Origin of the sequence: Exiguobacterium sp. SH5S13, assembly GCF_004337085.1 — a bacterium.
Taxonomy (GTDB): Bacteria; Bacillota; Bacilli; order Exiguobacteriales; family Exiguobacteriaceae; genus Exiguobacterium; species Exiguobacterium aurantiacum_A.
On sequence record NZ_SJUS01000001.1, the window covers coordinates 210520 to 225465 of the forward strand.

At 52.1% G+C, this 14946-nt stretch carries 13 protein-coding genes; 4 read left to right on the forward strand and 9 right to left on the reverse strand.

Going from position 1 to position 14946, the window contains the following annotated elements:
• Positions 1-55: 55 nt before the first annotated feature.
• The 4 genes from EVJ30_RS01100 to EVJ30_RS01115 all read right to left on the reverse strand — a co-directional run bounded on the left by EVJ30_RS01100 (position 56) and on the right by EVJ30_RS01115 (position 6541).
• On the reverse strand, positions 56-1411 hold the full coding sequence (locus tag EVJ30_RS01100; protein WP_131456314.1) for a cryptochrome/photolyase family protein: 1356 nt from the start codon (positions 1409-1411) through the stop codon (positions 56-58).
• 53 nt (positions 1412-1464) lie between these two features.
• A complete protein-coding gene (locus EVJ30_RS01105; RefSeq protein WP_131467790.1) occupies positions 1465-4914 on the reverse strand; it encodes a pyruvate carboxylase in 3450 nt (1149 codons plus the stop codon).
• A gap of 26 nt (positions 4915-4940) precedes the next feature.
• The gene (locus tag EVJ30_RS01110; protein ID WP_131456316.1) at positions 4941-6176 is read right to left on the reverse strand and encodes an FtsW/RodA/SpoVE family cell cycle protein; all 1236 of its coding nucleotides are present in this window, start codon (positions 6174-6176) and stop codon (positions 4941-4943) included.
• 86 nt (positions 6177-6262) lie between these two features.
• Complete coding sequence (locus EVJ30_RS01115; protein ID WP_070327584.1) at positions 6263-6541, reverse strand: Fpa/YlaN family protein; 279 nt, start codon at positions 6539-6541, stop codon at positions 6263-6265.
• Between the two features lie 172 nt (positions 6542-6713).
• On the opposite strand from EVJ30_RS01115, the gene EVJ30_RS01120 reads away from it, so the two are divergent.
• A complete protein-coding gene (locus tag EVJ30_RS01120; RefSeq protein WP_070327585.1) occupies positions 6714-7181 on the forward strand; it encodes a hypothetical protein in 468 nt (155 codons plus the stop codon).
• Positions 7182-7328: 147 nt separating this feature from the next.
• Positions 7329-8528 (forward strand): multidrug efflux MFS transporter, encoded by a 1200-nt coding sequence (locus tag EVJ30_RS01125; RefSeq protein WP_131456351.1) that lies wholly within the window; start codon positions 7329-7331, stop codon positions 8526-8528.
• 288 nt (positions 8529-8816) lie between these two features.
• On the opposite strand, the gene EVJ30_RS01130 is transcribed toward EVJ30_RS01125, so the two are convergent.
• The gene (locus tag EVJ30_RS01130) at positions 8817-10133 is read right to left on the reverse strand and encodes a PhoH family protein (RefSeq protein ID WP_016509526.1); all 1317 of its coding nucleotides are present in this window, start codon (positions 10131-10133) and stop codon (positions 8817-8819) included.
• 32 nt (positions 10134-10165) lie between these two features.
• Positions 10166-10615 (reverse strand): PNPOx family protein, encoded by a 450-nt coding sequence (locus EVJ30_RS01135; RefSeq protein WP_070327586.1) that lies wholly within the window; start codon positions 10613-10615, stop codon positions 10166-10168.
• A gap of 113 nt (positions 10616-10728) precedes the next feature.
• Between EVJ30_RS01135 and EVJ30_RS01140 the strand changes: the two genes are divergently transcribed.
• On the forward strand, positions 10729-10929 hold the full coding sequence (locus EVJ30_RS01140; protein ID WP_083273976.1) for a YlaI family protein: 201 nt from the start codon (positions 10729-10731) through the stop codon (positions 10927-10929).
• 36 nt (positions 10930-10965) lie between these two features.
• On the opposite strand, the gene EVJ30_RS01145 is transcribed toward EVJ30_RS01140, so the two are convergent.
• Entirely contained in the window at positions 10966-11316 is a 351-nt protein-coding gene (locus EVJ30_RS01145; RefSeq protein ID WP_236633741.1) for a YlaH-like family protein, read from the reverse strand.
• 84 nt (positions 11317-11400) lie between these two features.
• A complete protein-coding gene (gene typA, locus EVJ30_RS01150) occupies positions 11401-13245 on the reverse strand; it encodes a translational GTPase TypA (RefSeq protein WP_070327588.1) in 1845 nt (614 codons plus the stop codon).
• A gap of 164 nt (positions 13246-13409) precedes the next feature.
• On the opposite strand from typA, the gene EVJ30_RS15250 reads away from it, so the two are divergent.
• A complete protein-coding gene (locus EVJ30_RS15250) occupies positions 13410-13586 on the forward strand; it encodes a DUF5325 family protein (RefSeq protein WP_167615659.1) in 177 nt (58 codons plus the stop codon).
• 35 nt (positions 13587-13621) lie between these two features.
• Here EVJ30_RS15250 and EVJ30_RS01155 read toward each other — a convergent pair whose 3' ends face one another.
• Positions 13622-14875, reverse strand: coding sequence for an inositol monophosphatase family protein (locus EVJ30_RS01155; protein ID WP_131467792.1), 1254 nt, complete (start codon positions 14873-14875; stop codon positions 13622-13624).
• Between the last annotated feature and the right edge of the window lie 71 nt (positions 14876-14946).

Here is a 14946-nt window from a genome sequence, read left to right on the forward strand (position 1 = left end):
AAATCACGAATCACAAAAAGGAGCGGGCGACCGCTCCTTTTTGTATGCCTATCTGTCACTGCGCGTCCTTGAACCGCTCGAGCGCCCGTGCACGCGCCGCCTTATGATCGACGATCGGTTCGATATAACCGTCCCGATCTGACGGGTCCGGAAAGTGGATCGCTTTCCTGTCAACGTCAGCCAACTCGGTTACATATTTGCGGATAAACGTCCCGTCCGCGTCGAACTTCTCCGACTGGATCGTCGGATTAAAGATCCGGAAATACGGCACGGCGTCCGTTCCGACCGAAGCTGCCCATTGCCATCCGCCGATGTTCGAGGCCGCCTCGTAGTCGATCAACTTCCGTTCGAAGTAGCGCTCGCCTTTGCGCCAGTCGATCAACAGATGTTTCGTCAAAAACGAAGCGACGATCATCCGGAGCCGGTTGTGCATCCAGCCGGTCTCGTTCAATTGACGCATCGCCGCGTCGACGATCGGATACCCGGTCTCGCCACGGCACCATTTCTCAAACTGGTCGTCATTGTCTTCCCAGTCAAGGTGTTTATATTTGTCGTTGAACGGCCGGTCTTTCAGTCCCGGGAACTGGACCATGATCATATAGTAGAACTCGCGCCACAATAGCTCATCGTAATACGTGTCACGTCCTGTTGACTGCCGCGCCTCGAGGACGGCTGCTGCGACCGTACGAATCGACAACACACCGGTCCGTAAATACGGTGACAGCCGGCTCGTCCCGGCGATCGCCGGGATGTCACGGTCTTCGGCGTAACTCGTCACCCGGTGTTCCACAAAATCGCGTAACCGTTTCATGGCCACTTCCTCTCCGAGCGCTTTCCACGAACGTTCACACCGGTCAAACTGCTGTTTCAATTCATCAGGTAGTTCATGTTTCTTCGTCGCGAGTTGTTTCAATCGAGCGACGTCGACGTCGTACGGTTGCGGCGGCGTCTCGGCGTACACCGCTTTTTTGAATGGCGTGTACACTTTATACGGAGTACCGTCTTTTTTCGTGAACGCGTTCGGGGCGAATAAATGACGGTCGAGCAAACGGATGACTAACACGTCTCCCCCCAGCGCTTCGATGACCGCATCGTCACGTTGTTTGAACGGCTCGACATACTCAGCGTTAAAATAAAGCGCGTCGAGTCGTCCGAGCTGCTCGACAAACGCTTCCGTTGAGTCGGCAACAATGGTGCGCAGCCCTATCTCTTGATCGGTGAGCTCCTGCATGAACTGCTTCATCGTCGCGAAAAAATAATCGTGTCTCGTCTCGAACGGCTCGCAGTATTTCGGATTGAGCCAAAAGACGAACTCGATGTCATCGTCGTCGGCGGCGTCTTTCAAGACCCGGTGTAACATATGGTTGTCACTTAATCGAAAATCTGACCGGAACCAACATACTCGTCTCATCTTCCCCACTCCCTATCTAAAAAAGAAGCATAGCGTGGCTATGCTTCTTTTGATTATACAAATTCAATCAGTAAGTCGTCACTTTGGATTGTGTCGCCTTCTTTAATATGGATCGCTTTAATCTCACCGTCTTGCGCGGCTTGGATCGTCGTCTCCATCTTCATCGCCTCAGTGACGAGAAGTTGTTCCCCACGATGGACCCGGCTTCCTGGTTCGACGAGTACTTTCAAGACCGAACCTGGCATCGAGGCACCGACTTGTTTCGAATTCGAGCGTTCCACTTTCGGTCGGCTCGTCGTCGCCGACTTCACGTTGACGTCTTTAATCTCGATTTCACGCGGTACGCCGTTCATCTCATACGAGACGAGGCGGATCCCGTCTTCGTTCGCAGCGCTCACTTGAACGAGCTTGATGATGAGCGTCTTCCCTGTCTCGATTTCGACTTGGATCGTCTCGCCGACGTTCAATCCATAGAAGAACGTCAACGTGTCAAGCACCGAGACGTCACCGTACGTGTTCGTATGGGTCACGTAGTCCTCGAACACTTTCGGATAAAGCGCGTTCGCGAGCAGTTCAAAGTCCGTCACCGGACGTTCGAGCTTCTCAAACAACTTCGTTTGAGCCGCTTCAAAGTCGTACGGCTTGATCAGTTTACCTGGACGGACCTCGAGCGGCGTCTCACCTTTGAGAATCGCTTGTTGGACGTCTTTCGGGAACCCTCCTGGAGGCGACCCGAGCTCACCGCGCATCATCTCGACGACCGAGTCTGGGAAATCAAGTTGATTTCCTCGTTCGATAACGTCCTGTTCGCTCAAGTTATGTTGAACCATGAAGAGTGCCATGTCCCCTACGACTTTAGACGACGGGGTCACTTTGACGATATCGCCGAACAACATGTTGACGCGGGCGTACATCGACTTCACTTCACTCCAGCGGTCACCAAGACCGACCGCTTTCGCTTGTTGCTGCAAGTTCGAATACTGTCCGCCCGGCATCTCATGCTCATACACCGATGGATTCGATGCACGCATGTCACTTTCGAACGGTTCATAGTTATGACGCACGTCTTGCCAGTAGTCACTGATGACTTCGTAGTGCTTCGCATCGATCTTCGGCTGGCGTTCGTGATGGTCGAGTGCGTAAATCAAACTTCCACCTGAAGGCTGCGACGTCATACCCGACATCGAGCTCGCTGCGACGTCGACGATATCGACGCCCGCATCAGTCGCCCGTGCGTAAGTGAAGATCCCATTCCCCGAAGCGTCGTGCGTGTGCAAATGAATCGGCAAGTCGACGGCGTCTTTCAGTGCCGACACGAGCGCATACGCCGATTCAGGTTTTAAGAGGCCAGCCATATCTTTGATTGCAAGAATATGAGCTCCGCTCGCTTCGAGCTGCTTGGCGAGATCGACGTAGTACGGCAAGTGATACTTCGGACGGTTTCCGTCATACAAGTCACCGGTGTAACAGATTGCCGCTTCTGCGACTTTCCCTGTCGGCAGCGTCGCGTCGATCGCGAGTTTAATCGATTCGATGTTGTTCAAGCTGTCGAAGATACGGAAGATGTCGACACCGGCATAAGCCGCCTCGTGGACGAACTTCTCGATGACGTTGTCGGCATAGTTTTTATACCCGACGGCGTTGGCACCGCGAAGGAGCATTTGAATCAAGACGTTCGGCATTTTCTCACGAAGGCGCATGAGACGTACCCACGGGTCTTCCGAGAGGAAACGGTAGGCGACGTCAAACGTTGCCCCGCCCCACGCCTCGACCGAGAACAGTTCTGGCATGAGTTTACTCGTCGGCTCGGCGATATTCAAGATGTCTTGCGTCCGCATCCGTGTCGCGAGGAGCGACTGGTGGGCGTCTCGCATCGTCGTATCCGTCAAGAGTAGCTCTGGTTGACGTTTGATCCAGTCAGCCAAACCGTCTGGACCGAGTTCTGTCAGGATTTGTTTCGTCCCCGGCTTCGCTTCGGCCGGAAGGTTTTGCGGAATCCGGACCGAGCGGCTGATCGGCTTATCTTTCAAGCCGACACCCGGGAATCCGTTGACGGTGACGTCCCCGATAGAGTTGAGGAGTTTCGTCCCCCGGTCTTTCCGTTTCGGGAAGACGAACAGTTCGGGTGTATCATCGATGAACGACGTACTATAGTCCCCGCTAATAAAGTTTTGGTGCTTCATGACGTTGATCAAAAACGGAATGTTCGTCTTGATGCCGCGAATCCGGAACTCGTTCAAGTTACGGACCATCTTCGCTGCCGCTTGTTCGAACGTCATCCCATGCGTCGACAGCTTGACGAGGAGCGAGTCGTAGTACGGCGAGATTTCAGACCCGACGTAGGCGTTCCCGCCGTCGAGACGAACCCCAAAACCGCCTGGCGAACGATAGGCCATGATTTTCCCTGTGTCCGGCATGAAGTTGTTAGCCGGGTCTTCCGACGTGACACGGGATTGGATCGCATAGCCGAGCAGTTTGATATCTTCTTGCTTCGGCATGTGAATCACGTCACCGTGAAGCGACTCGCCTTGGGCGATCATGAGCTGTGTTTGGACGATATCGAACCCGGTAACCATCTCAGTGATCGTATGTTCGACTTGGATCCGTGGGTTGACCTCGATGAAGTAGAACGACTCATCCTCAGTGACGAGGAACTCGACCGTCCCTGCGTTCACATAGCCGACGTGACGCATCACTTGAACCGCCGCGTCACAGATTGCTTGACGAGACGCCTCCGACAACGTCACACACGGTGCGACTTCGACGACTTTCTGGTGACGACGTTGAACCGAGCAGTCACGCTCAAACAAATGGATGATGTTCCCGTGATCATCCCCGAGAATTTGCACCTCGATATGCTTCGGACGTTCAACTAATTTTTCTATGTACACTTCGTCCGAGCCGAACGCTTGCTTCGCCTCTGACTTGGCACGTTCAATCAAATCTTTCATCTCGGCCTCGGTCCGGATGACGCGCATACCGCGTCCGCCGCCGCCCATTGAGGCTTTGACCATGAGCGGGAAACCATGCACGTTCGCAAAGTCGAGCGCGTCTTCGTACGAAGTCAATGGACCGTTCGAGCCTGGAATGACCGGTAGCCCGGCTGCGATCGCGTTTTGACGAGCCCGAACTTTATCTCCGAACGCGTGCAGGTGCGATTCGTCCGGTCCGACGAAGATGATGCCTTCTTCGCGGCAACGACGAGCTAGTTCAATGTTTTCCGATAAGAAACCGTAACCCGGGTGAATCGCGTCACTCCCCGATTGCTTCGCGATTCGAATGACGTCTTCGATGTCGAGATAGGCGTCGATCGGTTTCTTGTTGAGACCGATCAAATACGCTTCATCGGCTTTAAAACGATGTAACGACCCACTATCCTCTTGCGAATAGATGGCGACAGTACGCATTCCTAATTCTGAGGCTGCCCTAAATACACGAATGGCAATCTCTCCACGGTTGGCTACAAGCAATTTGCTAATTGATTTCAACCTAAATCCCCCCATTTTGGAAATCGTTTACATATACATCTTTACCTTACTACATGTAGTGATGCATTTTGAACGTTTTCTTCTGATTTTTCGCGAATTCCCGCGCGGCGTGTCGCCTCTCGGTGACGGTTACGCATCGAGATACTGCTGAGCACACCGAGAATTCCCATCGTCATGATCAGCGACGTGCCGCCGTAACTGACGAGTGGAAGCGTCACACCCGTACCCGGGAACCAGCCCGACATCGCCCCGATATTGATTCCGGTTTGGACCATGATTTGCGCGGCAATCCCGAACGAGACGAACATCGCAAAATGGCTGTCGGTATGGTTGGCGATATTTACTGCCCGGAACGCGATGAAAAAGAGCAACACCAAGACGACGAGGACGCCGATAAAGCCAAGTTCTTCGGCGATGATCGACATGATATAGTCCGTCTCCGGCTCCGGCAAATAGCCATACTTTTGATAACTATTCCCAAGTCCGACGCCGGTCAATCCCCCATGCACGATCGAGATGATCGACATGAGAAGTTGATGCCCGTAGCCTTCTGGGTCCATGAATGGATTGAAGACGACGTTAATCCGACTAACTTGGTTTTCTGTGAAAACAAACGTATACATAGCATAAACAAAACCAATTCCAGCAATAATCACCGGGATGATGATGCGAAGCGGGGCCCCGGCAGCTAACCACATCATGAACATAATTACCCCTAAGACGAACAATCCGCCATGGTCAGGCTGTCCATTTATGACGAAGGCATACGGGAAAAAGTAGAACAAACCCGGGATGATGAAGAAAGCCCCGATTTGGGCGCGTAGCTTTTTCCGTTCGATCGCCGCACGGCCGATTCGGCCCGGCCATCCTGTCAGTTCACGATTCCATAACTGATGGTAGTAGTTGGCGAGCAATAAAATTAACACAAACTTAGCGATCTCGATTGGTTGGATCGTGAAACCGCCGATGATGAGCCAAGCCCGGGCACCGTTCAGCGGAGGCATCGCCCAAGTGACAAACAGTAGAATGACCGAGAGCGCATACAGGCTTCGCAACACGTTCTTTTTGCGGAAGTTTTCATACCGGAACATCGTCGCGATCAAATAGACGACAATCCCGAACCCTGCATAGAACAGTTGACGATAAAACAAGCCGCTGTTCGCGTAATCCCCACGATTCCAAACACTGGCGCTGTAAATCATGATCGAGCTGATCCCAACGAGCAAGAGCACCGCAATGAACAGTGAGAAATCAAAGTACCGAAACCGAGTTTTCATGTTTTCACTTCCTTATGTACAGCAATCCGCAACCCGTTATAAAAAAATACTCAAACAGCGCCGCCTGCACAGTTTGAGTATAAGGTTCATAATTCTGAAGCTTCCGCGAGCGCGGATAACTTTTGTTCCAATGAATCGATCAGTTGCTTGCCTTCGACATCTGAAATAAGTCCAAGCCGGACCGCAAAATCGATTTGGCGCGACAGACCGAACATATGTGTATCAAGTACCTCTTCATAAAGCGGGCACTTCGGCATTTTCAAGTTTTCTAATTGTACCTCAATCAAGCAACGGATTTTTTCAGCATCTGCTTCAAGCAAGTGAAGCGCCTGTTCCCGTTGGACTGCAGCCAAATTTGTCGCCACTACGACCCCTCCTCCGTACAATGACAGACTGTTTGTCATAACTCAACTGTACATTATATTTCATCATAATTCAATGAACAGTCTAGATTCAAAGCGTGTTTCTCGCAGTTTTCCTTTTTGCACGGAAGAGCTGTATAATATACATTGTATCGCTAGTTAAGGGGGAGTATCAATGATTTTTCCGTTAGATGGAGCGGTCCGTCACGCGCTGACGATTGACCCGACCGTATGGATTTTTGACGAACGTAAACGCAAAGTCGACGAACTCGACCAAGCCGTCGAGAATGACTCAGACGCCTACTATGCCAAAATGGGGAAGGCATGGGACGACGGATTGACACTAGGGACGCGCGTCGACCACAATAAACCGATGTCGCGGGCCGACAAAGACGCTGCGCTTCGTGACTCGTTCGCGATGCCGTTCGCACCATTTCTCCAAAACGCCGAGCCGCTCAATACGGCGACGCACGTCAGCTTTTATGGGGAGACGGTATTGACGATCCCACTCGCCGAAGTCGGTTCGATTTATCTTCAGTTTTCACAAGATGGAAAAGTGTTGGCTGACGGACCGGTCTATGCACTCTACAACAACCAAATCATCCGTCAGGTCGACCATATCGTCGTCCGAACGGATGGCTGATGAGAAGGCACTCGCCGTCTCAGGCTGTTGACGAACGAGGTCGCTATAAGCGATCTCGTTCGTCTTTTTTTTGGACTTTTTACTTCACAAAGTGTAACATGTGTGATATCGAAATCTACTCTATGCAGAAAGGTCGTGACGCTTACGATACCTTTATGGAAAAAGAACTTGATCATCGTTTGGATCGGCAGCTTCTTGACGGCTGCCTCGATGAGCCTCGTCTTACCGTTCCTGCCCTTATTTATCGAAGAGCTCGGTGTGACCAACCCTGACCACGTCGTCACCTGGTCCGCCGTCGCTTTCGGCGCCACTTTCCTCGTGGCCGCCATTGTCTCCCCGCTTTGGGGCCGACTCGCTGACCAGAAAGGGCGCAAGCTCATGTTGATTCGGGCGAGCCTCGGAATGGCCGTCGTCATGTTCTTGATCGGCTTCGTGCAAGACGTTTATCAACTCGTCGGTTTACGACTCATCATGGGTGCCGTCTCCGGATTCATCTCGGCCGGCATCACTCTCGTCATCTCACAGACACCAAAAGAGAAAAGCGGCTGGGCGCTCGGCACGTTGTCGACCGGTGGTATCACCGGCGGACTCCTCGGTCCATTGATCGGTGGACTGCTCGCAGACTGGATTGGGCTTCGACCCGTCTTTCTCTTTACCGGTAGCGCACTCTTCGTCACGTTTTTAATCACACTCCTGTTCGTGAAAGAAGATTTCGTCCCGGTGGCGCGCGAGCGACTTGATTCGACAAAGTCGATCATCGCCTCGCTCCGTCATCCCCAACTCATCTTCAGCTTGTTTTTGACGACGTTTTTAATTCAGTTTTCAACGCAGTCAATCGGGCCACTGTTGACACTGTACGTCCGTGAACTGAACCCGTACACGACTTCCCTCGCGTTCATCGCGGGAATCGTCGCTTCAGCGCCGGGGGTGGCCGCCCTCCTGTCCGCACAACATCTCGGACGGCTGTCAGACCGCCACGGGCCGGAACGGATTTTGTTTTGGGCGCTCATCATTTATACCGCGTTCTTGATTCCTCAGGCGTTCGTGACGTCGACGACACAGCTCGTCATGTTGCGCTTCGGCCTTGGTTTCGCGACCGCGGCACTCATGCCGTCTGTGCAGTCACTGCTAAGGAAACATACACCGAGTCACGCGACCGGACGCATTTTTTCTTACAACCAGTCGGCCCAGTTCATGGGCAACCTGCTCGGACCGTTGTTCGGATCCCAAATCGTCGCCCACTTCGGATTCTCCGCTCTCTTCATCATAACCGGTTTGATCATGTTGACGAACGCGTTGCTTGAGAAGGCGAACGTCCAAGTTTTGCTCCACCCAAACACAAAATAGACGTCGAGCGCACGCTCCACGTCTCAGGCTGTTGACGAACCAGGTCGCTAATAGCGATCTGGTTCGTCTTTTTTATGTCTGAAGACCTCGAGGCGCTCTGCCCCACATAAACCGGGCTTTTTCTCTCGACTGTCGAGGCCTCAGAAAAAGACAAATGGCCGCCAGATGGCGACCGTTTGCGTTGCGGCTCCGGGATTGCCTGCAGAAAGCGTGGGCGCCGGAAGACGAGCAATATTATTCATGTTGGTCAACAAGCTGAGACGTCACGCTCACGCTCGACGTCTATTTCTATAGCAAGTCGGCCGCCAACCGGGCGAGCGACGAGCGTTCGCCTTTGATGAGTTGGACGTGACCGAATACGTTTTGCCCTTTGAACCGCTCGACGGCATACGAGAGCCCGTTCGAATATTCATCTAAATACGGATGATCGATCTGATACGGATCGCCGACGAGAACAATCTTCGAATTCTCCCCGACCCGGGTCAAAATCGTCTTGATCTCGTGCTTCGTCAAGTTCTGCGCTTCATCGATGATGATGAACTGGTCCGGCATACTTCGCCCCCGAATATATGTGAGCGCCTCGAGCTGAATCGATTTGATGCCGGCGAGGATATTTCCGAGCTCGTCTTTCGAGTTGGCATTAAACAAGAATTCAAGATTGTCATAGATCGGCTGCATCCATGGACGAAGCTTATCTTCCATCTCACCCGGCAAGTATCCGATGTCGTTGCCCATCGGCACGACCGGACGCGCCACGACGAGCTTGTTGAAGCGACGTTCGTCCTCGACGAGGGCAAGTCCCGCCGCGAGAGCGAGGAGCGTCTTCCCGGTCCCGGCCTTCCCGAGGAGCGTCACGAACGGAATATCGTCGCGAAGCAGTAAATCGAGCGCCATTCGTTGTTGGACGTTCCGCGGATGAATGCCCCAGACGTGCTCGGCGTCGAGCGATAACGGTCGAACGATCGGTTGTAACGGATCGACGACCGCGAGTGCGCTCGCTTTCGAAACGTTACTCTTTAAGATGACAAATGAGTTCGGGTACAGTTGGTTTTTTGAAAAAGCCGACGTCGGTAGCTGGCGAACTTGATAGAATTCATCAATTATCGCCTGATCGACCTCAATCTCGCGATAGCCGGCGTACAGATTCGTCGTGTCGACGATATGGTCTGTCAAATAATCTTCGGCTTCGATGCCGATCGCATCCGCTTTGACACGGACCAGTATATCTTTTGAGACGACCACGACTTTCCGGTTATGATCATGCTCATACTGTTTCATCAAACCAAGTGCGACCGTCAAAATCCGGTTGTCATTCGTCATGACGTCGAACGGGAAGTCGACTGTATGTTCATGACCGATCTCAACGAAGAGATGGCCGCCATTCTCGAGCGGCACCCCGTCATGAAGTTTGCCGGTCGATCGGAGCTGGTCAAGCACACGCGCCGTTTCTCGGGCGTTACGGCCAAGCTCGTCCATGTTTCGTTTTTTTCCATCGAGTTCTTCTAGGACGATGGCCGGGATGACGACGTCATGCTCATCGAATTGAAAGAGTGAGAGTGGGTCGTGTAGAAGTACGTTCGTATCGAGCACATACGTTTTTTTCATAAGCTTTGCCGCCCCTCGAAAATTGTTGGTGATCAAGAGTTCAAGCTTTCCTTCACTTCTCGGTCCAATTTTTCCGCTGCTTCGATATCGTACGTCTTGACGATGTCCGGTTGCCCGAACGTCGCCCCGTAAAAGGAGATGTTGCGGACTTCTTCGACCGAACCTTTAAAAAAGCGAAGGTGCAGTCCCGGTTTTACAGCCGGTTCAAATTCATGGACGTGCGAGAGCGTCACACTGTAAGCGAGACCGTCCTCTAAAAAGATGAGCCCCGCCGTCTTTTCGCTTGTCAACAGCGTGATGAGATGCGAGTTTTTTGTCAGGGCAAATCGGACTGTCTGTTGATCGGTCGCCTGCACCCAACTGATGGCGTGGGTGATCGGCCACCGCTTCGCTTCATCGAACGCGACGAGAAACGTCAACGGCATCTCGTTTAACGTTTCTTGTTGCGCCCGGGAAAGTTCGAACGTTGCTTTACTCGCCATGCACTCCCCTCCTTCTTAAACGGGTATACGAAATGGATTCGCCCTTAATGACTTCTTTCCCTGCTTTTCTATCTGGAAATCATGCTATAATCAACGAAGAGGAAGGTGAGACCATGCGCGTAAAGTGCTCTCTTTGTGATAAAGTCGATACGATTGATTCGTGGTCGTTCGAAGCGAAACGACTTCGCAATAAACCTGCTAAAACGTACATGTGCCAAGAGTGTCATGCACGCATTACGGAACGAACGGCTGAGCGTGCGGCAACAGGCCAATTCCACCTATATCCATCGTTTCGCCAAAAGCGAAGATGGTAACAAAAATGGACGCCCCTTTAACGGGACGTCCATTTTTTAGGTTGGTTCATTGACTTGGTCTTGACGGCGGTTCCACCAGAGCCGACCCCGATAAATGGCTAGGACGACCGCCATGACGAGCAATACTTCCGGGATTGGCCACGTGAAGAAGACGAGCGCCATAGTCCCCGCTCCGAGCGCGAGAATGATGTAGACGATGAGCGCCTTCCACCACGCGAGTTGTTTGGCAAAACCTAATTTAAAGACGAGCAACGTCAATAAGATGACCGTGATGATCAAGGCGTTAAAGCCGACCGAAAAGTCGTTCGCGTCACTGCCGACACCTAATAGCGAGGCGATCCACGGAACGTCGATTTGGGTAATGTCCATCGTTTGAGAAGCTTTCAAGGCAAATAATCCCCCTTTGTTTCCTACACGTCTATTCTACACGAATCAAAATAAAAGGGAACGCCTCGGCGCTCCCTTTTCTACTTATTCTTTACCAAGTTTACGACGCTTGTCAGCTTTTTCACGTTCGTTCTTGTTCAAGACCTTTTTACGGAGTCGAATCGAGAGCGGTGTGATTTCGCAGTACTCGTCATCGTTCAAGAACGTAAGCGACTCTTCAAGCGAGAAGACGCGCGGACGTTTCAAGACTTGTGTCGAGTCTTTCGATGATGCACGCATGTTCGTCAACTGTTTCCCTTTGACGGCGTTGATCGCGAGATCGACGTCACGGTTACATTCACCGATGATCATGCCTTCGTATACATCTGTACCTGGTTCGATGAAGATCGTCCCACGGTCTTCGAGTGCACCGATTGAGTAAGCCGTTGACTTACCAGCTTCGATACAAACCATGACACCGCTACGGCGACCGCCGATATCAGCAGGAATGAACGGACGATACTCTTCGAACGTATGGTTCAAGATTCCGTATCCGCGTGTCGCCGACAAGAACTCGTTACGATATCCGATGAGACCACGTGAAGGAACGATAAATTCCATACGAGTTTGACCGTTATCGTTCGTGTTCATGTTCGCGAGTTCACCTTTACGGAGACCGATCGATTCCATGACTGAACCTGTGTACTCTTCCGGTACGTCGATGATGACGCGCTCGAAAGGCTCAATTTTCGTACCGTCTTCAGCTGTACGGATGATAACTTGTGGTTTCGAAACTTGGATCTCGTACCCTTCGCGACGCATGTTCTCGATCAAGATACCGAGGTGAAGTTCACCGCGTCCTGATACGACCCATTGGTCAGGCGAGTCTGTGTTTTCGACACGGAGCGAAACGTCCGTCTCAAGTTGTTTCATCAAACGCTCTTCGATTTTACGTGCTGTCACGAAATCGCCTTCGCGTCCTGCAAATGGAGAGTTGTTCGTCATGAAACGCATTTGAAGCGTTGGCTCATCGATGCGAAGAAGCGTAAGCGGCTCTTCTTTACCGACCGGTGTGACCGTTTCACCGACGTTGATGTCTTCCATCCCCGCGATGGCGATCAAGTCACCAGCTTTAGCTTCTTCGATTTCAACACGTTTGAGTCCGAAGTAACCGAATAGCTTCGTGACGCGAAGTTGTTTGATCGATCCGTCCGTTTTGCAAAGTGAGACTTGGTCTCCGACTTTGATTTTCCCACGGAAGACGCGACCGACGCCGATACGACCGAGGTAGTTATCGTAGTCGAGCATCGTGACTTGGAACTGAAGCGGCTCATCCGAGTTGTCGATTGGTGCCGGTGTGTTCTCAAGAATCGTATCGAGTACGTGCGTGATTGTATCTTCTTGCTTCTCAGGATCAGGATCGAACGAACTTGAACCGCTGACTGCAGACGTATAGACGACAGGGAATTCAAGTTGATCTTCATCTGCTCCGAGATCGATCAATAAGTCTACGACTTCATCGACGACGTCGAGCGGACGGACCATCGCTTTGTCGATTTTGTTGACGACAACGATTGGGCGAAGTCCTTGGTCAAGTGCTTTCTTCAATACGAAGCGTGTTTGTGGCATACAGCCTTCACGTGCATCGACAACAAGAATAACGCCATCAACCATACGCATGATCCGCTCAACTTCACCACCGAAGTCGGCGTGTCCTGGCGTATCTACGATGTTGATGCGAGTATCTTTATAATCGATTGCCGTGTTTTTAGCGAGGATCGTAATCCCGCGCTCACGTTCGATATCGTTCGAGTCCATGGCGCGCTCTGCTACCATTTCGTTTGTCCGGAAAGTACCAGACTGTTTCAATAGTTCATCGACTAACGTTGTTTTACCATGGTCAACGTGGGCGATGATGGCTACGTTACGGAGGTTAGTTCTTAAATTCATGTAGTTATTCCTCTCTTATTTGAAAAGTTTCAACTTTGTATTCAACTTAAAGAGTATAGCACAGGTTCTACCACCTTTGTCACGTTATATAGTCTGTTACCGTTTCCAATTACGCTGATTTTGCTTACAATGAGATAGAGCCAAGAAAAAAAGGGGGAATTTCGATGCAACTCATGTTCGTCTTGATCGCAATCGCCGTCGTCGCCGGTTTTGTCGGTATCGGCATCGGTGTCGCCGAAGCGAGTACCGCCATCATCGTTGGCAGTCTCGCGTTGAGCGCGGTCGCTACATTCTTCGGTATCAACTTGCGCCGCCGTGTCCTAGCAGACCGACGTCCATAACGAACAGGCCCGAGGCGAGCGCCTTGGGCCTTGTTTTATAGTTCTCGCGTCAAGCAGATGCGGTCTCGCAACACGAGGCCGTCTTCTTCGATTGCCTCGTAGCCATGGTTCGGAAAATAATCGCGTTCGACCGAAGCAAAACGGAATCCGGCTTGTTGATAGAAGCGCAACTGGACGATGCTTGAGTTGCCCGTGCAGACGAGCAGTTCGCTCGCACTTCCGCTCGCTGCCCGACGGATGGCGTCTTGGAGCATCCGTTGCCCGATTGTCTGGTTTTGACGGTCCGGTTTGACAGCGATGTTGACGAGTTCGACCGATTCCGCACTGCGACGGACGAGCATATACGCCCCGACGAGTTCTCCGCCGAGTAAAGCCTCAAACGTCGATCCCGTCTCGTATTGCGCTTGCACCATCGCCTCGTTCGGATTCGCCAAGACGAGCAAATCACGCACACGGTCGTATGTTTTGTTCGGTTCGATCGCAAGGTCTGGCCTCACTTCAGGCGCCACGTTTTTCGCGATGACGTAATGCTTGATGACGTCCTTGACGAACGTCTCACTCCCCGCGAGGACCGATGTCTTCCCTTTATAGCTGACGGGTTCACCGTATAAGGAGACGACGCGTCCCCCGACTTCTTCGACGAGAAGTTTTCCGGCCGCGTAATCCCAGGGCATATTGCGCATCGTGATATAGCCGTCGACCCGTCCGGCCGCAACCCAAGCCAGTTCGAGTGAGGCGGCCCCGTGCGCTCGTGTCCCGACAGAGTCGCGGACGATCGGTGCCAACACTTCCGGCGCAATCTGTTGGTTCGGGGTCACCCACGTCGCATTCATACTCAAAAATGCGTCACGGACGTGATGTTCATGAAGCTGCGGCAACTTCCGTCCGTTGAGCGTCGCCCCATAACCACGTCGTGCCACGAACAGCTCGTCAGCCATCACATCATAGACGAATCCATACTCGACGACCTCATCGACCATAATCGCGATCGAGATGGCGAACATCCGCTTTTGATGAATAAAATTGAGCGTCCCGTCAATCGGATCGACAAACCAAACCGTCCCTGTCAACTTGTCAGGCTGTGTCGAGATGCCTTCTTCTCCGACGATCTGATGCTCCGGATATGCCGCTCGGATGCGGTCGACGATCAGTTGTTCGACCGCTCGATCGATTTCAGTGACCAAGTCCCCTTTGCCCGTCTTCCGCTCGATCCGATAACTTTCATCGATTTGTTGGCGGATATATTCCCCTGCTTGTTTGATTAGATCAATCGCAAACCATTCCAACATATTTATCACCTCTCTATGTATTATAGCAAACAAAAACCAGTATTCGCGTGGAATACTGGTTGAATGAGCGG